The organism is Streptomyces sp. NBC_01255, assembly GCF_036226445.1.
Taxonomy (GTDB): domain Bacteria; phylum Actinomycetota; class Actinomycetes; order Streptomycetales; family Streptomycetaceae; genus Streptomyces.
In genome coordinates this window covers 2,810,773-2,832,319 of the sequence record NZ_CP108474.1, presented here as the reverse complement: position 1 = coordinate 2,832,319, position 21,547 = coordinate 2,810,773, and the positions used below count along the sequence as shown (strand labels likewise).

Below are 21,547 nucleotides of genomic sequence, written 5' to 3'. Positions count from 1 at the left end.
CACCGGCCGCGCGCGAGGCCCTGGTTGCGGTCTCTTTGCGCCATGTACGGGGCGGAGCAGGGTGGTTGCTCTGGGTATCCGCCTCTCGCCCGCCTCTCACCCCTCCGATCGGACGCGGACGAACGCCTCGTTCTCGTGCCGCCCCGCGAGCCGGCGCAGCTCCACGGGAAGGGGTGGCTCCACCCACCGCACCGGCCCGTGCTCCGGGTCCTCGGCGAGGGCGCCGACGCGGTCGGCGACCAGCGCGCCGACCTGGCGGGACTGCGCGGGGGTCAGCCGGGGCGAGGTCGTCACGGTACGGCCGTCGGGGAGCCGTACGAGCAGGTCACGGGGCCGCTCGGGCGGGCCGATCACGCCCAGCAGCAGGCCGTCGCTCGTCTCGGCGTGCCGGATCTTGCGCCAGTCCCAGGTGCTGCCGGCCCGGTAGACGGAGCCGAGCGACTTCGCCACGATCCCCTCGACGCCGGAGTCCCGCAGGTCGCGGAACCAGCCCCGGGCGATCTCCTCGTCCAGCGTGGCGAGGACGCGCTGGAGGGGCGGCTCCGTCTCCCGCAGGGCCGCCCCGAGCAGCTCCCACCGGTCGCGGAGGGGCAGTCCGCGCACGTCCCGCCCCGGCACGGCGAGGAGGTCGAAGGCGATGTACGAGACGGGCACCCCGGTCCGTACCCGGTCGCCGTGCGAGCGGAGCAGGTCGGTGAAGCTGATCCGCCCGTCCCGGTAGGCGCACAGTTCGCCGTCGAGCACGATCCCGGGCGGGAGCTGTTCGCGCAGGTGGGCGGCGATCTCGGGGAACTCGGGTGCGAGGTCGCGACGCGAGCGGGACTGGAGGACCACCCTCCCGTCGCCGAGGACGAAGGCGAGGGCGCGGAACCCGTCCAGCTTGAGGGAGTACTGGAGCTCCCGGGGCGGCTCCGCCTGGGCGGGGATGTCGTCGGCGGACCGGGGCCGCATGACGTCGACGGGCGGCGGCAGCGCCACGCCCCCGTCGCCCCCACCCTCCGCACGGCTCGCACGCCCCGCGTTCACGGCACGATCCCGGCGCGCCCGGGCGCGAAAAGGGGCGCCAGGAGCTCCCCGTACCGCTCCAGACGTGGCGCGATGTCATCCATCAGGAGAACGAGTTTTTCCGGGTCCGCCGCGGGCGCGGCGCAGTCCGCGACCTCCTCCCAGGTGACGGGCGCCGAGACGGCGGGCAGGGCGCGGGCCCGCAGGGTGTAGGGGGTGGCGGTGGTCTTGGCGGCGGCGTTCTGGCTGTGGTCGACGAAGACCTTGCCGGGGCGCAGGGCCCGCGCCATCCGGTGCACGACGAGCCGAGGCAGCTCGGCCTCCGCCTCGACGGCGAGCCGTCGCGCGTACGCCGAGACGTGCTCGGAGGGAGTCGGCACGACGGGAACGAGGAGGTGGAGCCCTTTGGCCCCGGAGGTCTTGGCGAAGGCCTCCAGACCGTCGGCGGCGAGCCGCTCGCGCAGGTGGAGCGCGACCCGGCAGCAGTCGACGACCGTCGCGGGCGGCCCGGGGTCGAGGTCGAACACGAGCCGGTCGGCGACGGCGGGGGAGGAGGTCCGCCACTGGGGCGTGTGGAACTCGACGACGAGGTTCGCGGCCCACATCAGGGAGGCCAGGTCCTGGATGACGACCTGCCGCGCCCGCGGGTCGTCGGAGCGGGGAACGGAGGTGGTGCTCACCCATGAGGGTGTGCCGGGCGGCGGATTCTTGGTGAAGAAGAGCTGCCCGTCGGGACCGTCCGGATAGCGCAGGAAGGAGACGGGCCGATCGCGCAGATGCGGCAGGATCGCGGCCCCGACGGTGGCGTAGTAGTGCAGCACCTCGCCCTTGGTCGTGCCGGTGAGCGGGTGGAGCACCTTGTCCAGGTTGCTGAGCGCCAGGCGCCGCCCCTCCACCTCTGTGATGGGCGTCATACGATGAGAATCCCACGTCTACCGGACATCTCTCGGCGAAAGTGAAGAAAACCGTGCGATCCATCTGGAACGGCGCCATTTCCTTCGGGCTGGTCAGCATCCCGATCAAGCTGGTGAACGCCACCGAGAGCCGGTCCGTCTCGTTCCGCCAGATCCACACCGAGGACGGCGGCCGGGTCCGCTACAAGAAGGTGTGCGAACTCGACGGCCAGGAGGTCGCCGCGGCGGAGATCGGCAAGGCGTACGAGGAGGCCGACGGGACCATGATCCCGATCACCGACGAGGACCTGGCCGCGCTGCCGCTCCCGACGGCGAAGACGATCGAGATCGTGGCCTTCGTGGCGGCCGGGGAGATCGACCCGCTCCAGATGGAGGCGGCGTACTACCTCTCGGCGAACGGCGTACCCGCCGCGAAGCCCTACACCCTGCTCCGCGAAGCCCTGAAGCGCAGCGACAAGGTGGCGGTGGCGAAGTTCGCCCTACGGGGGCGGGAGCGGCTCGGCATGCTCCGGGTCGTGGACGACGTGATCGCGATGCACGGCCTGCTCTGGCCGGACGAGATCAGAGCACCGGAGGGCGTGGCCCCGGAGACCCCGGTGACGGTACGCGACGCCGAACTGGACCTGGCGGACGCCCTGATGGCCACCCTCGGCGAGGTCGACCTCGACACCCTCCACGACGACTACCGCACGGCGGTGGAGGAGATGATCGCGGCCAAGGCGGAAGGCGGCGAGGCGGTGGCACCCCCGACACCGGGCGAGGAGGGCGGCGGCCAGGTCATCGACCTGATGGCGGCCCTGGAGAACAGCGTACGAGCGGCAAAGGAGGCCCGCGGCGAGGACGCGGAGGTCACGGAACTCAAGCCACGGGCGAGAGCGGCGAAGAAGACGACGACGGCGGCGGCGAAGAAGACGGCGAAGAAGACGACCGCGAAGAAGACGACGGCGAAGACGCCAACGAAATCCCCGGCGAAGAAGACCTCACGCAAACGCCCGGCCTGAACCACCCGCACCGCACTCCCGCACCCCCCCAGAGGCCCCCGGACACAGCGCCGGGGGCCTCTGAGCTGTGTCCGTGTCCGGGGCAGGTCGTCAACTCCCCGCAATCCGGACGGGCGTGACCGGCGTTCGGACAACAGATGGTCAAATTCTTGTCGCAGACCTGTCAGGAAATCGCCTTCGCTGGCACGCTCACAGCCGCGCCACCCCCCCCCACGACCCCCACGTGCTTCAGCGAAGGAGCCCGCGTGACCCGCCAGCAGTCCTCGCACCGCCGTACCGTCGTCTCGACCGCCCTCATCGCCTCGGCGGCCATGCTCGTCGTAGGAGTCCAGACCGGATCCGCCAGCGCCGACGCCCAGCGCGAGGCGGGCGCCACCGCACTCGTCCTCACCGGACCGCAGCGCGCCGCGGCCGTCCAGGAGGCGCAGGCGGGAGCCGCCGCCACCGCCAAGGCGATCGGCCTCGCCGACCGCGAGAAGCTGCTCGTCCGGGACGTCGTCAAGGATGCCGACGGCACGGTCCACACGCGCTACGAGCGCACGTACGAAGGCCTGCCGGTCCTGGGCGGCGACCTGGTCGTCCACCAGATGAAGAACGGCTCGCGCGCGACGACGAAGGCCACCGGCGCCCGAATATCGGTGCCGACGACCGAGGCCAAGGCCCCGGCGGCGACGGCGAGGAGCACGGCCCGCAAGGTGATCTGGGCAGCCACCGGAAAGCCGACGCTCGCCTGGGAGACGACCGTCACGGGCACCCAGGCGGACGGCACCCCGAGCGAGCGCCACGTGATCACCGACGCCGCCACGGGCAAGGAGCTCTACTCCTACGAGGCGATCGAGACGGGCACCGGCAACACCCAGTACAGCGGCCAGGTCACGCTCGGCACGGCGCCCTCGTACACCCTCACGGACGCGACGCGCGGCGGCCACAAGACGTACGACCTCAACGGCGGCACCAACGGCACCGGCTCCCTCTTCACCAACACCTCGGACACCTGGGGCAACGGCCTGGCGACGAACCGGGAGACCGCCGCCGCGGACGCCCACTACGGCGCGGCCGTCACCTGGGACTTCTACAAGAACGAACTGGGCCGCAACGGCATCCGCGGCGACGGCGTCGCTGCCTACTCGCGCGTCCACTACGGCAACGCGTACGTCAACGCCTTCTGGTCGGACTCCTGCTTCTGCATGACGTACGGCGACGGCGCGGGCAACCTCAAGCCCCTCACCTCCCTCGACGTCGCGGGCCACGAGATGACCCACGGCCTGACCGCCGCCACCGCGAACCTCCGCTACAGCAAGGAGTCGGGCGGCCTCAACGAGGCCACCTCCGACATCCTGGGCACCTCGGTCGAGTTCTACGCGGCCAACGCCACCGACGCCGGCGACTACCTCGTCGGCGAGAAGATCGACATCCGCGGCAACGGCACCCCGCTCCGCTACATGGACACGCCCAGCAAGGACGGCAACTCCGCCGACTACTGGTCCACCAAGGTCGCCCGCCTCGACGTCCACTACTCCTCGGGCCCGGCGAACCACTTCTTCTACCTGCTCGCCGAAGGCAGCGGCACGAAGACGATCAACGGAGTGGTCCACTCCTCCGCGACCTACGACGGCTCCACCCTCGCGGGCATCGGCCGCCAGAAGGCCTACAAGATCTGGTACAAGGCCCTCTCCACCTACATGACCTCCTCGACGAACTACGCCGGCGCCCGCACGGCCACCCTCTCGGCAGCCACGGATCTCTACGGCGCAGGCAGCCCGGAGTACACGGCGGTCGCCAACGCCTGGACCGCGATCAACGTGAAGTAGCCCTCGGCTGCACCCCCAGGGGCCGCCCGACGAAACCGCCGGGCGGCCCCTGTCGGCCCTCGTCAGCCCTTTGGAGTGGCGCCGACCTGGCCCGCGGGGCTACGGGTCCTTCGTCGCCGCCTTCGTCGCGGCCGACGCGCACGCCGATCACCCCTGGCTCGCCGTCGAGTACGTGCCCGGCCCGGATCTGCGCACGTTCATCAGCGGCCACGGCCCTCTGCCGCCGATCGAGACCGCGAGTCTCGGCTCCCTGCTCGCCGAGGGGCTCTCCACCGTGCATACGAACAGACGCGGCGACGATGCCTACCGGGGTTTCCGCTTCGGGGGCACGGGCCCGGGGATGACATCCAGGTCCATGTGCTCCTTGAACAGGTGCACCAGATTGGCGCCGTCCAGCAGTTCGAGGCGCCCGTGTTCGTTCGCGAATGCCTCGCTGGCCCGGCCGAACCAGGAGGTCGTGACCAGAATGCCCTTGGCGGCCCGCTTGTGCTCCACGACGCCGGCCAGGGCGGAGACGGTCTCGAACGGGACGACGTTCTTGGTGCGTTTCGCCTGGATGATGCACAACCCCTTCATCACCGGGTCGGTGTTCATCGCGATCGCGTCGACGCCTTCGTCTTTCGACGGCTGGGTGTTGACGCTGTCCAACCCGATGGCCTCGAACAGTTGGCGAATGAGGTGCTCGAACTCTGTGGGAGTCAGGTCCATGAGGACGGGGCGGCTGTCCAGGCCCGCTACGACATCCAGGCTGTCCATGAGGCGGAATTTGGACAGGTCGAACGTGACGAGAGGCCGTACCGGCTCCAGCTCATACGGATTGGGCGAGATCAGTGACCGGAGTCGTTTGAGGCAGGCCCTCGGATCCACCTGGGTCAGCACCAGCTCACCGAACTCGTCCCGACTGGTCTGAAGCGTGATCAAGCATGGCCGGACGTTCCGTCCGGTGGCGCGGTCGATGGTGGCCACATGCCCGTTCAGGGCGATGGACCGGACCACCTCCTCGGTGTCGGCGGCGAAGAGTTCGTGCACCGTGCGAAGGGCCGTTTGAGCCAGGACCGTTGCGTACAGTTCCCTGCGCTCTTTCTCCGGACGCGGCACGGTGGTGATCTCGTCACGCGTCTTCACGTACCGGTACGCACGGGCCGCAGGTACCACGTCCTCCAGCGGCAGGTCGATCTGGACGAGCAGATCACCCGTGTCCGCCTGGTACGAGACCTGATGGGCACGAGGGAAGCCGTGCGGGTACACGGAGGCGGCCAGGACCTGGTCGGCGAACCACTCGACCGCCTCCACCTCCCGGTCCCGATAGGCGCTGCGCCGCTCGTCGACGTCGCTGTTCCAAGCCGCGACTCGCCCGGCCTCCTCCTGGTTGAGTTCCTCGTGCCGAGTGCGAGCCTTCTCCAGCTTCTCGACGCGCTTCATCTCTTCGCGCGCATGATCTCGCAGTGCCCTGTCGAAACGCTTGCGGGCGACTTCGACTTCCGCCTCATAGCCGCGGCGTCCGAATCCGAGAGCGCCGAGCAGGCCACCCGGTGCCGCCGGCTCGTACTCCGACCAGACCGGAAGGGGCGCTGCCTTGGCGCGCCCCTTCGGCGGCACGAACGGGGAAGGAACGAACTTCTGTTCCAGCCGGTAGAACGTCAGTGGCTGACCGTCCAGCACAGCCGCCCGCAACAGTTGGGAGAGTCGCTCGGCATCGTTCTCGGCAACGCTGGTCCGATCAACGGCCTCCTGCGCACGGGCTGCTTCGTAGGCGAGCTTCTCCTCGCGAGCCATCCGCTTGGCCTCGGCCGCGGCGGCCTTCACAGCCCGCTCTCGCTCCCTGGCCTGCCGCGCTAACTCCCGTGCGAAAGGATCGTTCCGGCCCGCCACTGTTACCCCCGGCTCACTGCATGATCGCCTGTCGGAGTCGTCGGCAGTATCTCGCACCGGATCGGTGGCATCGGAGCTGCTGGATCTCCTCGAGCCCATAAGCAAAAACCCCGTCCTCAGCGTTTCCGCTGTGAACGGGGTCTATGTGGCACTTCTTGCGAAGTGCCCCCGGCAGGATTCGAACCTGCGCACACGGCTCCGGAGGCCGTTGCTCTATCCCCTGAGCTACGGGGGCGTCCGCCGCGTTCGGCGGCGACGGGTAGAACCCTACCAGCTCGTCGGGCGTGCCTGTGAACAGGTATTTCCGGGGCGTCACCAGGGGCTGGGTCCCTCGCACGGGTCGGAAGTGGGCAAAACCCGGACGCAGCCCCTCGGGGCGTCCTACTCTCATTCGTGTGTCAGGCGTGTCCGGTCGGGTGCTCGTTGTCGATGACAACAAGGTGATCCGGCAGTTGATCAGGGTCAATCTCGAACTCGAGGGGTTCGAGGTCGTGACCGCGGCCGATGGTGCCGAGTGTCTGGATGTCGTACATCAGGTCTGTCCTGATGTCGTCACCCTGGACGTCGTCATGCCCCGCTTGGACGGGATCAAGACGGCCGAGCGGCTGCGTGCCGATCCGCGGACCAGACATCTGCCGGTGGCGATCATCAGTGCCTGCGGTGAGCACGAGGCCGGCGGGGTCGGTTCCGGCGTCGACGCCTTTCTCGCCAAGCCCTTCGAGCCCTCCGAGCTCGTCCGTGTCGTGCGTCAGTTGATGCACCACGAGCGCAGGGAGCGCCGGGAGGCCACCGGGCCGGACGGGGGAGAGGAGCCGCCCGCAGATGAGGGGCGGCAGGACGCGCGGCAGAACACCCGGCAGGACTCCGCTCGGCAGGACACCCGGGATCAATCCCGGCGCCTCGGGAGCGCGCCCGGCGCTCACTGAGGAGTGCGTGCGCGGGACCCGGGTGCCCGCATGGCGAAACCGGTTCGCGTTCGGACCCCCCTCCTCCCCTACGCTTGTGCCGTGACCCCCGCGGACCTCTCCCTCACCGTGCTGCACGCCGTGCGCCGTGCGGTCGACGATGGTGCGCTGCGGGTCGAGGTGCCCCCGCGGGTCAAGGTCGAGCGGGCACGGCCCGGCGGCGCCGGGGAGTACGCCAGTAACGTCGCGCTCACCCTTGCCAGGTCCGCCGGGCGCAGTGCGCGTGAAGTTGCCGTCATCATCGAGGAACGCCTCCGTGACGCACCCGGGCTCCGCGGTGTCGAGATCACCGGGCCCGGGTTCCTGAACTTCAGCCTCCGCGGCGATGCCGGGAGTGAGCTCGTTCGCACGATCCTCTCCGGCGGAGCCGCGTACGGGTACGGCGACGCCCTCGCCGGCACCACCGTCCGCTTCGCCGAGGTGACAGAGTCGCGGGCCGTTCTCGTGACCGAGGTCGTGGTGCGGCTGCTGCGTTCCCAGGGGGCCGATGCCGGGGTCGGTGGCAGTGAGCGCGTGTACGTGGTGCCCGGGGCGTACGAAGAGGAGACGCTCGGGCGCGACGCCGCCCGCTGGGCCCTCCTGCGCGCCGCTTCGCACGACCGGCCCCTCGACGGCGCGCCCCTCCTCGCCCAGCACGAGCGCAACTCCCTCTTCCGGGTGCGGTACGCGTACTCCCGGGTGCGGCGGCTCCTCGTCAACGGGGAGCAGCTCGGTGTCACACCTGCGTACGAGGTACCTCTCCACGCACCCGAACTTCTCGGCGTCCTCGGCGACCATCCCGTCGTCCTCCTCGCCGCCGCCCGCCACCGCGCCCCCGACCGGGTCGCCCGGCACCTGGAAGCCATCGCCGACGCGCTGCTCGCGTTCCAGCACACCGTTCTGCCGCTCGGCGACGAGAAACCCTCGGCCGCCCATCGCTCCCGGCTGGCGCTCGCCGAAGCCGCCGGGACGGTGCTCGCCGGTGGCCTCTCCGTGCTCGGCATCAGCGCACCCGACCGGATCTGAAAGAGCAGAAGAACAGACATGAGCCGTTCCGCCCACCCCGCAGGGCCCCGCCACGCAGACGTCCTCACCGAGGGCCACTACTCCGCGCCGCCCGCCGACCTCAACGTCCTCGACCCGAAGGTCTGGGCCAGGACCGTCAGCAGGGACGAGCGGGGGGTCGTCACCATCGGCGGGATCGGGGTCGACGCGCTCGCCGAGGAGTTCGGCACGCCCGCCTACTTCCTCGACGAGACCGACTTCCGCGCCCGCTGCCGCGCCTGGGCCGACGCCTTCGGCACGGACGCCGACGTGTTCTACGCCGGCAAGGCGTTCCTCTCCCGGGCCATCGTGCGATGGCTGAAGGAGGAGGGGTTGAATCTTGATGTGTGTTCGGGGGGCGAGCTGACCACCGCGCTGTCGGCCGGTATGCCCGCCGAGCGCATCGCCTTCCACGGCAACAACAAGAGCGAGGACGAGATCCGCACGGCCGTCGAGGCCGGTGTCGGGCGCATCGTGCTCGACTCCTTCCAGGAGATCGTGCGGGTCGCGCACATCGCCCAGTCGCTCGACAAGCGGCAGCGGGTGCAGATCCGGGTCACCGTCGGCGTCGAGGCCCACACGCACGAGTTCATCGCCACCGCGCACGAGGACCAGAAGTTCGGCATCGCGCTCGCCGGCGGGCAGGCCGCCGAGGCCGTGCGCCGCGCGCTGAAGCTCGACGGGCTCGAGCTCATCGGCATTCACTCGCACATCGGGTCGCAGATCTTCGACATGGCCGGCTTCGAAGTGTCCGCACGGCGTGTCGTCCAGCTGCTCGCCGAGGTGCGCGACGAGCATGGCGTCGAGCTGCCCGAGATCGACCTCGGCGGCGGCCTCGGCATCGCGTACACCTCCGACGACGACCCGCGCGAGCCGCACGAGATCGCCAAGGCGCTCGGCGAGATCGTCACGCGGGAGTGCGAGGCCGCCGGGCTCGCCACGCCCCGCATCTCCGTCGAGCCCGGGCGCGCCATCGTCGGGCCGACCGCCTTCACCCTCTACCGGGTCGGCACCATCAAGCCCCTCGAAGGGCTGCGCACGTACGTGAGCGTCGACGGCGGCATGTCGGACAACATCCGCACCGCCCTGTACGACGCCGAGTACAGCGTCAGCCTCGTCTCGCGGACCAGCGACGCCGAGCCGATGCTCTCCCGGGTCGTCGGCAAGCACTGCGAGAGCGGTGACATCGTCGTACGGGACGCGTTCCTGCCGGCCGACCTGGCGCCCGGCGACCTCATCGCCGTGCCCGCCACCGGCGCGTACTGCCGCTCCATGGCCAGCAACTACAACCACGCGCTCCGGCCGCCCGTCGTCGCCGTCCGCGACGGCGAGGCCCGTGTGATCGTCCGGCGCGAGACGGAGGAAGATCTCCTGCGCCTCGACGTCGGGTGATGAAATAGTCGAGTAATAGCCGAGTGATGAAATAGATGTCTCATAATCCGGACAGGGGGCGGAAACCCCCGTCCGGTGAGTGAGACTGGTTCCACCGTAGAAATACGAACGTAGAGATACGAAGCAGAAGTACGAGAAAGAGGTCGGATGATGCGTACGCGTCCGCTGAAGGTGGCGCTGCTGGGCTGTGGAGTGGTCGGCTCAGAGGTGGCGCGCATCATGACGACGCACGCCGACGACCTCGCCGCGCGCATCGGCGCCCCGGTCGAGCTCGCCGGCGTGGCCGTCCGCCGCCCGGACAAGGTCCGCGGGGGCGTCCCGGCCGAGCTGATCACCACCGACGCGACCGCCCTCGTCAAACGGGGCGACATCGACGTCGTCGTCGAGGTCATCGGCGGGATCGAGCCGGCCCGCACCCTCATCACCACCGCCTTCGAGCACGGCGCCTCCGTGGTCTCCGCGAACAAGGCGCTCCTCGCACAGGACGGCGCGACGCTCTACGCCGCCGCCCAGCAGCACGGGCAGGACCTGTACTACGAAGCCGCCGTCGCCGGCGCCATCCCGCTGATCCGGCCGCTCCGCGAGTCCCTCGCCGGCGACAAGATCAACCGCGTGATGGGCATCGTCAACGGCACGACGAACTTCATCCTCGACAAGATGGACACGTCGGGCGCCGGGTACAGCGAGGCGCTCGACGAGGCCACCGCCCTTGGGTACGCCGAGGCCGACCCGACCGCCGACGTCGAGGGCTTCGACGCCGCCGCCAAGGCCGCCATCCTCGCCGGGATCGCCTTCCACACGCGCGTGCGTCTCGACGACGTCTACCGCGAGGGCATGACCGAGGTCACCGCCGCCGACTTCGCCTCGGCGAAGCAGATGGGCTGCACGGTCAAGCTGCTCGCGATCTGCGAGCGGGCCGCCGACGGCGAGTCCGTCACCGCGCGCGTGCACCCGGCGATGATCCCGCTGAGCCACCCGCTGGCCTCCGTCCGCGAGGCGTACAACGCGGTCTTCGTCGAGGCCGACGCCGCCGGGCAGCTCATGTTCTACGGCCCCGGCGCCGGCGGCGCCCCGACGGCCTCGGCTGTCCTCGGCGACCTCGTCGCCGTGTGCCGCAACAAGCTCAACGAGGCCACCGGCCCCGGCGAGTCCGCGTACACCCAGCTGCCCGTGAGCCCCATGGGCGACGTGGTGACGCGGTACCACATCAGCCTCGACGTGGCCGACAAGCCGGGCGTCCTCGCCCAGGTCGCGACGGTCTTCGCCGAGCACGGCGTGTCGATCGACACGGTCCGCCAGCAGGGAAAGGACGGCGAGGCCTCTCTCGTCGTCGTCACCCACCGCGCGCACGACGCAGCCCTCTCCGGGACCGTCGACGCGCTGCGGAAGCTCGACACCGTCCGCGGTGTCGCCAGCATCATGCGTGTTGAAGGGGAGTAAAGGACCCATGACCAGCAAGGGCACCCACCAGTGGCGCGGCATCATCGAGGAGTACCGGGACCGCCTTCCGGTCACGGACACGACGCCGGTCGTCACGCTTCGTGAGGGTGGTACGCCGCTCGTCCCCGCTCAGGTCCTCTCCGAGCGCACGGGCTGCGAGGTGCACCTCAAGGTCGAGGGCGCCAACCCCACCGGCTCCTTCAAGGACCGGGGCATGACCATGGCCATCTCCAAGGCCAAGGAGGAGGGCGCGCAGGCCGTCATCTGCGCGTCCACCGGCAACACCTCCGCCTCGGCCGCGGCCTACGCGGTACGGGCCGGCATGGTGTCGGCCGTCCTCGTGCCCCAGGGCAAGATCGCGCTCGGCAAGATGGGCCAGGCGCTCATCCACGGAGCGAAGATCCTCCAGGTCGACGGCAACTTCGACGACTGCCTGACGCTGGCCCGCAGCCTCTCCGAGAACTACCCGGTGGCGCTGGTCAATTCGGTCAACCCGGTCCGCATCGAGGGCCAGAAGACCGCCGCGTTCGAGATCGTGGACATGCTGGGCGACGCGCCCGACATCCACGTCCTTCCCGTGGGCAACGCCGGCAACATCACGGCGTACTGGAAGGGGTACTCCGAGTACGCCGCCGACGCCATGTCCACGCGCCGGCCGCGTATGTGGGGCTTCCAGGCCTCCGGCTCCGCGCCGCTCGTGCGCGGCGAGATCGTCAAGGACCCGTCGACGATCGCCACCGCGATCCGCATCGGCAACCCGGCCTCCTGGGACTACGCGATCGCCGCGCGCGACGAGTCCGGCGGCTTCATCGACGAGGTGACGGACCGTGAGATCCTGCGCGCCTACCGTCTGTTGGCCGCCCAGGAAGGCGTCTTCGTCGAGCCCGCCTCGGCCGCCTCGGTCGCCGGTCTGCTGAAGGCCGCCGAGCAGGGCAAGGTCGACCCGGGCCAGACGATCGTCTGCACCGTCACGGGTAATGGCCTGAAGGACCCCGACTGGGCCGTGGCCGGCGCGCCGCAGCCGGTGACCGTCCCGGTCGACGCCGCGGCCGCCGCCGAGCGTCTCGGTCTGGCCTGATCCCACCGCTTCACCCCGCCCCTCGCGCGGGGTGAAGCACTGATCGAAACCCGATCAGGAACGTACATAGGCGCACAGGTTGGCTCGCGACACGCATCGTGCGCCTCCTGTGCGCCCTATGTCGCGACAGAACCTTCCTTCGATAGGCTGTACCGAACCCGCCCCGACGCATATGCGCGGTGTTGTTGCCGTTGTCGCCCCCCAGGCCGAAACGGACCCCGGGTCCCCGTGTACCTGTCGTGAATACCCGCTGTCCGAAACACCCGCAGTCCGCACCACCTTCGGTCCGCACCGTCTTTTGTCTGCAACACCTGCTGTCCGAAACACCGTTGTCGCAATCAAGGAGAGTCATCGAGCGATGGCCGGTCCAGCGTTCCGCGCCGCCGCCGTACGGGTGCGCGTCCCCGCCACCAGCGCCAATCTCGGCCCGGGCTTCGACGCCTTCGGCCTGTCGCTGGGCCTCTACGACGACGTCGTCGTCCGTGTCGCCGACTCGGGGCTGCACGTCGACATCGCCGGCGAGGGTGCGGAGACCCTCCCGCGCGACGAGAGCCACCTGCTCGTACGGTCCCTGCGCACGGCCTTCGACCTGCTCGGCGGGCAGCCGCGCGGCCTCGAGGTCGTCTGCGCCAACCGCATCCCGCACGGCCGCGGCCTCGGCTCCTCCTCCGCCGCCATCTGCGCCGGCATCGTCGCCGCCCGCGCCGTGACCATAGGCGGGGACGCGAAGCTCGACGAGGCGGCCCTGCTCGAACTGGCCACCGAGATCGAGGGCCACCCCGACAACGTCGCCGCCTGTCTGCTCGGCGGATTCACGCTCGCCTGGACCGAGTCCGGAGCCGCGCGGGCGATCAGGATGGATCCCTCGGATTCCATCGTTCCGGTGGTTTTCGTTCCCGGAAAGCCCGTACTGACCGAGACCGCCCGCGGACTTCTGCCGCGCACCGTCCCGCATGTGGACGCCGCGGCCAACGCCGGGCGGGCCGCGCTCCTCGTCGAGGCCCTGACCCGTCGCCCCGAGCTGCTGCTCGCGGCCACCGAGGACCGGCTGCACCAGGAGTACCGGGCCCCCGCGATGCCGGAGAGCATCGCCCTTGTGAACCGACTGCGCGCGGACGGCGTCCCCGCGGTCATCTCCGGCGCGGGCCCCACGGTGCTCGCGCTGGCCGAACACGGGACGGCCGACAAGGTCGCCCGACTGGCGGGCGAGGGCTGGGCCGCGAACCGGCTCGACCTCGACGCGTCCGGAGCGAGCGTGCTGCCGCTGGCGCCCTAGGGCGCGGCGGCGGGGGGCGCCGGGCAGCGCCCCCCGCAGTGCTCCGGACACGAGATTGCCGGTGAGGGAGAGGGGGAATGTTTGTCGGAGCCGGTAGTGTTAACCTCAAGTCAGCACCCGGCGCCTTTGTGGCGCGGTGCTGAGTGTCCCCATCAGGGACCACCGATTCTTCCGGGAGCCTCCCCAACTGCCTGAGCAGCCTGCCTGAGCAGTTTCGAGCACGCTCCGGAACCGGCACGACACCCCTCGCTCTTTCGCAGTGAGGGCCGAGCAGGGGGCGCTCGGGCCGGACCCACAGCACGTTTCTCTCTCCGCCGTACCCGGCGGGACCACCGCCCCGGACACGGTCCACAAGCCAGGACCCTGCCGGACAGCACAACCGGTCGCCGAGCCAGATGGCCGACGTCCGCTCCAGGGAAGGACCCTTCGTGAGCGACACCACCGATCTGATGGGCGTGACTGCCGACAACAGTGTCGACACCGCCGCGCCCGCCGCAGGTGCTGCCACCGGCGGCACCGCACGGCGCCGCCGCTCCGGCACCGGCCTCGACGGCATGGTCCTGGCCGAGCTGCAGCAGGTCGCGTCCGGCCTCGGCATCAGGGGCACCGCGCGCATGCGCAAGAGCCAGCTGATCGAGGTCATCAAGGAGGCGCAGGCCGGTGGCGGTTCCGCCGCCCCCGCCAAGACCGCCGAGGCCGCTGAGACCAAGCCGAAGCGCCGCGCCACCGCCAAGACCCGTACGGGCGAGACCGCGGCCGAGGCCGCCGCGCCCCAGGCGGAGAAGGCCGAGAAGGCCGTCGCCCAGCAGCAGATCGACATCCCGGGTCAGCCTGCCAGTGACGACCAGCCGGCCGGTGAGCGCCGTCGTCGTCGCGCCACCGCCCCCGCCGGTTCGCCGGAGGGCGAGGCCAAGGCCGAGGCCCAGGTCGTCAAGACCGAGGCCCGCGCCGAGACCCGTACCGAGGTCAAGACCGACACGCAGGCCGACGCCAAGGCCGAGGCCGCCGTCGACGGCGCCGAGGGCCGGGGCCGTCGTGACCGCGGCGAGCGCGGGGAGCGTGGCGAGCGCCGCGACCGCCGTGACCGTCAGCGCGACCGCGGCAAGGGTGACGAGCAGCAGGGCGGTGGCCAGGGCGGCCAGCGCCAGCGTCAGGGCGGCCAGGGCCAGCAGGGCCAGGGCCAGCAGGGTCAGGGTCAGCAGGGTGGCCAGCAGTCCGGCCCCCAGGACGACTTCGACGAGGACGGTAGCCGTCGTGGCCGTCGCGGTCGCTACCGCGACCGTCGTGGCCGTCGTGGCCGTGACGACTTCCAGGCCGGCGAGCCGCAGGTCTCCGACGACGACGTCCTGATCCCCGTCGCGGGCATCCTCGACATCCTCGACAACTACGCGTTCATCCGGACCTCCGGCTACCTGCCCGGCCCGAACGACGTGTACGTCTCCCTCGCCCAGGTCCGCAAGAACGGCCTGCGCAAGGGTGACCACGTCACCGGTGCCGTGCGTCAGCCGAAGGACGGCGAGCGCCGCGAGAAGTTCAACGCGCTGGTCCGCCTGGACTCCGCGAACGGCATGGCGGCCGACTCCGGCCGCGGCCGCCCGGAGTTCAACAAGCTGACCCCGCTCTACCCGCAGGACCGGCTCCGTCTGGAGACCGACCCGGGCGTGCTGACCACGCGGATCATCGACCTCGTGTCGCCGATCGGCAAGGGCCAGCGCGGTCTGATCGTGGCCCCGCCGAAGACCGGCAAGACCATGATCATGCAGGCCATCGCCAACGCGATCACGCACAACAACCCCGAGTGCCACCTGATGGTCGTCCTGGTCGACGAGCGTCCGGAAGAGGTCACCGACATGCAGCGGTCGGTCAAGGGCGAGGTCATCTCCTCGACCTTCGACCGTCCGGCCGAGGACCACACGACCGTCGCCGAGCTGGCCATCGAGCGCGCCAAGCGTCTCGTGGAGCTGGGTCACGACGTCGTCGTCCTGCTCGACTCGATCACCCGCCTGGGCCGCGCGTACAACCTCGCGGCGCCGGCCTCCGGCCGCATCCTGTCCGGTGGTGTCGACTCGACCGCGCTCTACCCGCCGAAGCGCTTCTTCGGTGCCGCGCGCAACATCGAGGACGGCGGCTCGCTGACCATCCTCGCCACCGCGCTCGTCGACACCGGTTCGCGCATGGACGAGGTGATCTTCGAGGAGTTCAAGGGCACCGGCAACATGGAGCTCAAGCTCGACCGGAAGCTCGCCGACAAGCGCATCTTCCCCGCGGTGGACGTCGACGCGTCCGGTACCCGTAAGGAAGAGATCCTGCTCGGCGCCGACGAGCTCGCCGTCACCTGGAAGCTGCGCCGTGTGCTGCACGCGCTCGACCAGCAGCAGGCGATCGAGCTGCTCCTCGACAAGATGAAGCAGACGAAGTCGAACGGCGAGTTCCTGCTCCAGATCCAGAAGACGACGCCTGGCGGCAAGAACGACGACTGACATGTGACCTACGTCACATGTCGGTCGCGCGACAAGGGTGAGACCCCGGCCTCGTAACCCAGTCGTGACCTGCGTAAACCACTGCGCCCACCGTGCCCCGCACGGTGGGCGCAGTGCGTTGCCCACCGAAACCTCACAGGTCCGTATGCAACCCTTTTGGGCGCTTCGCCGTCACACATGGTGAACCGAAGGCCCGAGGGAAGACGATGACCGAGCAGAACAACAGCGGCCGAATACCAGGCGCGGGAAGCGGCCGCCGCCGCAAGCCGCCCGCCAAGGGGCGCCGCCGCCTGACGATCCTCCTGTCGGGGGCCGCCGCGGTCCTCGTCCTGGGCGGGGCCGGTCTGGGCTACGTGTACGTGAAGCTCGACGGCAACATCAAGGGCGTCGACATCAACGCCCAGCTCGGCACCGAGCGCCCCGACGACGTCGACAACGGCTCCATGGACATCCTCGTCCTCGGCTCCGACTCCCGCTCCGGCGACAACGCCGCGTACGGCGAGGACGAGGGCGGCGCCCGCTCCGACACCGCGATGGTCGTCCACGTCTACGAGGGCCACAAGAAGGCCAGTGTCGTCTCCGTCCCCCGCGACACCCTCGTCGACCGGCCGCGGTGCACCGACGGCAAGGGCACGTCCGTCCCCGGCGAGCAGCGCGCGATGTTCAACACCGCGTACGAGGTCGGCGGCCCCGCCTGCGCCGTCAAGACCGTCGAGGCGATGTCCGGCATCCGCATGGACCACTACATCGAGGTCGACTTCACCGGCTTCAAGAAGCTCATCGACGAACTCGGCGGCGTGGAGATCACCACCACCCAGCCGATCCAGGACTCCAAGAGCCACCTCGACCTCGCCCCGGGCACCCACACCCTCGACGGCGAGCAGTCCCTCGGCCTCGTCCGCACCCGCAAGAGCGTCGGCGACGGCAGCGACCTCGGCCGCATCCAGCTCCAGCAGGCCTTCATGAAGGCCTTCATCGACCAGGTCAAGGACGTCGGCGTCCTCACCAACCCGGCGAAGCTCCTCGACCTCGCCGACGCGGCCACCAAGGCCATCACCCCGGACTCCGACCTCGACTCCGTCCAGGAGCTCATGGGCTTCGCCCAGGGCCTCTCCGGAATCGGCCCCCAGAACGTCCACATGGTCACGCTGCCGGTCGAGTACGACCCTGCCGACCCCAACCGCGTCATCCCGCTGGAAGCCCAGTCCCAGCAGGTCTGGACCGCCCTCAAGACCGACAGGCCGATCCCCGCGTCGGCGACGAAGGACGCCGCCACGGGCAAGGCGGACGGCCTCGTGAAGTAGCTCCCCGGACATCCGAGGAATACTTTCGGCCGGACCCCGGTTTGGGGAGATGCGGCCGGTCCTGGCAGACTGGTACGTCGGCCCCGGTTCACGTTGCCCGCAACCCGCGGCGGCGACCCGGTGCCCTCCCGAAACTAGGAGACACCTTGAAGCGCGAGATTCACCCCCAGTACGTCGAGACCCAGGTCAGCTGCACCTGTGGCGCGTCGTTCACCACCCGGAGCACGCTGACCGAGGGCACCATCCGTGCCGAGGTCTGCTCCGAGTGCCACCCGTTCTACACGGGCAAGCAGAAGATCCTCGACACCGGCGGCCGCGTGGCCCGCTTCGAGGCCCGCTTCGGCAAGGCCGGCTCCGCCGCGAAGTAGCGAGCCCCTGCGCCGGTCCACGGTCGCCCCGCGCGGGTGGCCGGGACCGGCGCTTTGCCGTCCCCGTAGCAACTGACGAAAACCCAGGAGCCCCCGATGTTCGAGGCGGTCGAGGAACTGGTCGGCGAACACGCCGATCTCGAGACGAAGCTCGCGGACCCTTCGGTCCACGCCGATCAGGCGAACGCGCGCAAGCTGAACAAGCGCTACGCCGAGCTGACCCCGATCGTCGCCACCTACCGCTCCTGGAAGCAGACCGGTGACGACATCGAGACCGCCCGCGAGTTCGCGCACGACGATCCCGACTTCGCCGCCGAGGTCAAGCTGCTGGACAAGCAGCGGGAGGAGCTCACCGAGAAGCTCCGCCTCCTGCTCGTCCCGCGTGACCCCAGCGACGACAAGGACGTCATCCTGGAGATCAAGGCGGGCGCCGGCGGCGACGAGTCCGCCCTCTTCGCCGGCGACCTGCTCCGCATGTACCTCCGGTACGCCGAGCGCGTCGGCTGGAAGACCGAGATCATCGACGCCACGGAGTCCGAGCTCGGCGGCTACAAGGACGTCCAGGTCGCCGTGAAGACCAAGGGCGGCAACGGCGCCACCGAGCCCGGCCAGGGTGTCTGGGCGCGCCTGAAGTACGAGGGCGGCGTCCACCGCGTGCAGCGCGTGCCCGCGACCGAGTCCGCCGGCCGCATCCACACCTCCGCCGCCGGCGTGCTCGTCACGCCCGAGGCCGAGGAGGTCGAGGTCGAGATCGTCGCCAACGACCTGCGCATCGACGTCTACCGCTCGTCGGGCCCCGGCGGCCAGTCGGTCAACACCACCGACTCCGCCGTCCGCATCACCCACCTGCCGACCGGCATCGTCGCCTCCTGCCAGAACGAGAAGAGCCAGCTCCAGAACAAGGAGCAGGCCATGCGTATCCTGCGTTCCCGGCTGCTCGCCGCCGCGCAGGAGGAGGCCGAGTCCAAGGCCGCCGACGCCCGTCGCAGCCAGGTCCGTACCGTCGACCGCTCCGAGAAGATCCGGACGTACAACTTCCCGGAGAACCGCATCTCGGACCACCGCGTCGGCTTCAAGGCGTACAACTTGGACCAGGTGCTCGACGGCGATCTGGACACGATGATCCAGGCGTGTGTCGACGCCGACTCGGCCGCAAAGCTGGCCGCGGCGTAAGTTCCGTAAGCCCCACCCCGCACCACGGAGGACCAGCGTGAACCTGCTGCTTGCCGAGGTGGCCCAGGCCACCCAGCGGCTGGCCGACGCCGGCGTGCCCTCACCGCGTTTCGACGCGGAGGAGCTCGCCGCGTTCGTGCACGGCGTCAAGCGGGGGGAGCTGCACAACGTCAAGGACGCGGACTTCGACGCCCGCTACTGGGAGACGATCGCCCGCCGCGAGGCCCGCGAGCCGCTCCAGCACATCACCGGCCGGGCGTTCTTCCGCTACCTGGAGCTCCAGGTGGGGCCCGGCGTCTTCGTGCCCCGCCCCGAGACCGAGTCGGTCGTCGGCTGGGCCATAGACGCCGTACGCGCCATGGACGTCGTCGAACCGCTCATCGTCGACCTCTGCACCGGCTCCGGGGCCATCGCCCTCGCCATGGCGCAGGAGGTCCCGCGCTCGCGCGTGCACGCGGTGGAGCTCTCCGACGACGCCCTCGTCTGGACCCGGAAGAACGCCGAGGGCTCCCGCGTCACCGTCCACCAGGGCAACGCGCTGACCGCCCTCCCGGAGCTGGACGGCCAGGTCGACCTGGTCATCTCCAACCCGCCGTACATCCCGCTCACCGAGTGGGAGTACGTGGCGCCCGAGGCCCGCGACCACGACCCGGAGATGGCCCTCTTCTCCGGCGAGGACGGCCTCGACACCATCCGCGGCATCGAGCGCACCGCCCACCGGCTCCTCCGCCCCGGCGGCCTCGTCGTCATCGAGCACGCGGACACCCAGGGCGGGCAGGTGCCGTGGATCTTCAACGAAGAGGCCGGCTGGGCCGACGCCGCCGACCACCCGGACCTGAACAACCGGCCGCGCTTCGCGACCGCCCGCAAGGCGATGCCATGACCGGCACGACTGCCATGACGAACCACGCGTACGAGGAGGCCGGGAACTGATGGCACGGCGATACGACTGCAACGAGGCCACCGATCGTGTGACCGGTCTGCGCGAGGCCGCGTCCGCCGTCCGCCGGGGCGAGCTGGTCGTGCTGCCCACCGACACCGTGTACGGGATCGGGGCGGACGCCTTCAGCAGCGAGGCCGTCGCGGACCTGCTGGCCGCCAAGGGCCGGGGCCGCAACATGCCCACGCCCGTGCTCATCGGTTCCCCGAACACCCTGCACGGCCTGGTCACGGACTTCTCCGAGCACGCCTGGGAGCTCGTCGACGCGTTCTGGCCCGGCGCGCTGACCCTCGTCGCCAAGCACCAGCCGTCCCTCCAGTGGGACCTGGGCGACACCCGGGGCACCGTCGCCATCCGCATGCCGCTGCACCCGGTCGCGATCGAACTGCTCACCGAGGTCGGCCCGATGGCCGTCTCGTCGGCGAACCTCACCGGCCACCCGTCCCCGGAGGACTGCGACGCGGCCCAGCAGATGCTCGGCGACTCCGTCTCCGTCTACCTGGACGGCGGCCCGACGCCCGGCATCGTCCCGTCCTCCATCGTCGACGTCACGGGCAAGGTGCCGGTGCTGCTGCGCGAGGGCGCGCTGTCCCCGGAGGAGCTCCGGAAGGTCGTACCCGACCTCGAGGTGGCACATTGACCGCCCCTGAGGGGCGTGGCATAGCGGGGTTCGACGACAGCAGCACCTTCCGCATCCTCCACGTCAGCACCGGCAACGTCTGCCGCTCGCCGATCACCGAGCGGCTGACCCGCCATGCCCTGTGCGACCGCCTCGGCGACCCTCTCGGCGGCGGCCTGATCGTGGAGAGCGCGGGCACCTGGGGCCACGAGGGCGCCCCCATGGAGGCCAACGCCGAACTGGTCCTCGCCGACTTCGGCGCGGACTACAGCGGCTTCGTGGGGCGCGAACTCCTCGACGAGCACGTCATCCGCGCGGACCTGGTCCTCACGGCGACCCGTGACCACCGCGCGCAGGTCATCTCGATGGGCCACTCGGCGGGGCTGCGCACCTTCACCCTGAAGGAGTTCACCCGCCTGGTCCGCGCGATCGACCCCGCGACGCTCCCGGACGCACACGACGAGGGCATGGTCGAACGCGCCCGCGCCCTGGTCCGCGCTGCCGCGGCTCTACGCGGGTGGCTCCTCGCCCCCTCGGTCGACGCGGACGAGGTCAACGACCCGTACGGCGCCCCCATCACGTTCTTCCGCTCGATCGGCGACGAGATCAACCAGGCGCTGGATCCCGTGGTGACGGCGCTGACGGGCGTCTCGGCGCGCGACTGACGTCTGCCGGGTGCCAGGTCCGGCGGTCGGAGGCCGCCGCAGCGTCCCGATGCCCGGGAGGCCCCCTTGGGGCAGAGCGGTGCGAGGGGCGCGTCGGGAAGAGGGGCTCAACCAAGCGCTGGATCCCGTGGTGACGGCGCTGACGGGTGTGGCCGCGCGCGACTGAGTGCGGGTGGGGCGCCGTCGCCGCGCGCCGACGGGGGTGCGTGTCTACATTGGTG

18 protein-coding genes and 1 tRNA gene are annotated in these 21,547 nt (G+C 70.5%); 15 read left to right on the top strand and 4 right to left on the bottom strand.

What is annotated here, in order from left to right:
- Nucleotides 1–96: 96 nt before the first annotated feature.
- Nucleotides 97–1,026 carry an ATP-dependent DNA ligase gene (locus OG357_RS12275; protein ID WP_329621175.1) on the bottom strand — a complete coding sequence of 310 codons (930 nt, stop codon included), beginning with the start codon at nt 1,024–1,026 and terminating at the stop codon, nt 97–99.
- Nucleotides 1,023–1,919, bottom strand: coding sequence for a non-homologous end-joining DNA ligase (gene ligD / locus OG357_RS12270; protein WP_329621174.1), 897 nt, complete (start codon nt 1,917–1,919; stop codon nt 1,023–1,025). Before ligD ends, OG357_RS12275 begins: the two co-directional genes overlap by 4 nt.
- 53 nt (nt 1,920–1,972) lie before the next feature.
- Here ligD and ku point away from each other — a divergent pair, with 53 nt between their 5' ends.
- A complete protein-coding gene (ku, locus tag OG357_RS12265) occupies nt 1,973–2,920 on the top strand; it encodes a non-homologous end joining protein Ku (protein ID WP_329621173.1) in 948 nt (315 codons plus the stop codon).
- A gap of 311 nt (nt 2,921–3,231) precedes the next feature.
- Nucleotides 3,232–4,731 (top strand): M4 family metallopeptidase, encoded by a 1,500-nt coding sequence (locus OG357_RS12260; protein ID WP_329625570.1) that lies wholly within the window; start codon nt 3,232–3,234, stop codon nt 4,729–4,731.
- Between the two features lie 303 nt (nt 4,732–5,034).
- Here OG357_RS12260 and OG357_RS12255 read toward each other — a convergent pair whose 3' ends face one another.
- Together OG357_RS12255 and OG357_RS12250 are read right to left on the bottom strand one after the other, a co-directional pair.
- Nucleotides 5,035–6,537 (bottom strand): restriction endonuclease, encoded by a 1,503-nt coding sequence (locus OG357_RS12255; RefSeq protein WP_329621172.1) that lies wholly within the window; start codon nt 6,535–6,537, stop codon nt 5,035–5,037.
- Nucleotides 6,538–6,766: 229 nt separating this feature from the next.
- Nucleotides 6,767–6,838 (bottom strand) — tRNA-Arg (locus tag OG357_RS12250).
- 160 nt (nt 6,839–6,998) lie between these two features.
- On the opposite strand from OG357_RS12250, the gene OG357_RS12245 reads away from it, so the two are divergent.
- The 13 genes from OG357_RS12245 to OG357_RS12185 all read left to right on the top strand — a co-directional run bounded on the left by OG357_RS12245 (nt 6,999) and on the right by OG357_RS12185 (nt 21,326).
- Nucleotides 6,999–7,529 (top strand): response regulator, encoded by a 531-nt coding sequence (locus tag OG357_RS12245; protein ID WP_329621171.1) that lies wholly within the window; start codon nt 6,999–7,001, stop codon nt 7,527–7,529.
- Nucleotides 7,530–7,610: 81 nt separating this feature from the next.
- Nucleotides 7,611–8,573 carry an ArgS-related anticodon-binding protein NrtL gene (gene nrtL, locus OG357_RS12240; RefSeq protein WP_329621170.1) on the top strand — a complete coding sequence of 321 codons (963 nt, stop codon included), beginning with the start codon at nt 7,611–7,613 and terminating at the stop codon, nt 8,571–8,573.
- Nucleotides 8,574–8,591: 18 nt separating this feature from the next.
- Nucleotides 8,592–9,983, top strand: a complete 1,392-nt coding sequence (lysA, locus tag OG357_RS12235; protein WP_329621169.1) for a diaminopimelate decarboxylase — start codon at nt 8,592–8,594, stop codon at nt 9,981–9,983.
- Nucleotides 9,984–10,130: 147 nt separating this feature from the next.
- Nucleotides 10,131–11,423 (top strand): homoserine dehydrogenase, encoded by a 1,293-nt coding sequence (locus OG357_RS12230; protein WP_317599141.1) that lies wholly within the window; start codon nt 10,131–10,133, stop codon nt 11,421–11,423.
- A 7-nt stretch (nt 11,424–11,430) separates the two neighbouring features.
- Nucleotides 11,431–12,501 carry a threonine synthase gene (thrC, locus tag OG357_RS12225; protein WP_329621168.1) on the top strand — a complete coding sequence of 357 codons (1,071 nt, stop codon included), beginning with the start codon at nt 11,431–11,433 and terminating at the stop codon, nt 12,499–12,501.
- Nucleotides 12,502–12,859: 358 nt separating this feature from the next.
- Nucleotides 12,860–13,777: a homoserine kinase gene (gene thrB, locus OG357_RS12220; protein ID WP_150502986.1), complete on the top strand. Its 918-nt coding sequence runs from the start codon at nt 12,860–12,862 to the stop codon at nt 13,775–13,777.
- Between the two features lie 428 nt (nt 13,778–14,205).
- A complete protein-coding gene (rho, locus tag OG357_RS12215; protein ID WP_443066668.1) occupies nt 14,206–16,257 on the top strand; it encodes a transcription termination factor Rho in 2,052 nt (683 codons plus the stop codon).
- Between the two features lie 206 nt (nt 16,258–16,463).
- Nucleotides 16,464–17,561, top strand: coding sequence for an LCP family glycopolymer transferase (locus OG357_RS12210; RefSeq protein ID WP_329621166.1), 1,098 nt, complete (start codon nt 16,464–16,466; stop codon nt 17,559–17,561).
- 146 nt (nt 17,562–17,707) lie between these two features.
- Nucleotides 17,708–17,929: a 50S ribosomal protein L31 gene (gene rpmE, locus OG357_RS12205; RefSeq protein WP_317599147.1), complete on the top strand. Its 222-nt coding sequence runs from the start codon at nt 17,708–17,710 to the stop codon at nt 17,927–17,929.
- Between the two features lie 96 nt (nt 17,930–18,025).
- Entirely contained in the window at nt 18,026–19,102 is a 1,077-nt protein-coding gene (prfA, locus tag OG357_RS12200) for a peptide chain release factor 1 (protein WP_329621165.1), read from the top strand.
- A gap of 37 nt (nt 19,103–19,139) precedes the next feature.
- The gene (gene prmC / locus OG357_RS12195; RefSeq protein WP_024761922.1) at nt 19,140–19,985 is read left to right on the top strand and encodes a peptide chain release factor N(5)-glutamine methyltransferase; all 846 of its coding nucleotides are present in this window, start codon (nt 19,140–19,142) and stop codon (nt 19,983–19,985) included.
- 49 nt (nt 19,986–20,034) lie between these two features.
- Complete coding sequence (locus OG357_RS12190) at nt 20,035–20,682, top strand: L-threonylcarbamoyladenylate synthase (protein WP_024761921.1); 648 nt, start codon at nt 20,035–20,037, stop codon at nt 20,680–20,682.
- Complete coding sequence (locus tag OG357_RS12185; protein ID WP_189509319.1) at nt 20,679–21,326, top strand: arsenate reductase/protein-tyrosine-phosphatase family protein; 648 nt, start codon at nt 20,679–20,681, stop codon at nt 21,324–21,326. The genes OG357_RS12190 and OG357_RS12185 overlap by 4 nt, the downstream gene beginning before the upstream one ends.
- Nucleotides 21,327–21,547: the final 221 nt, after the last annotated feature.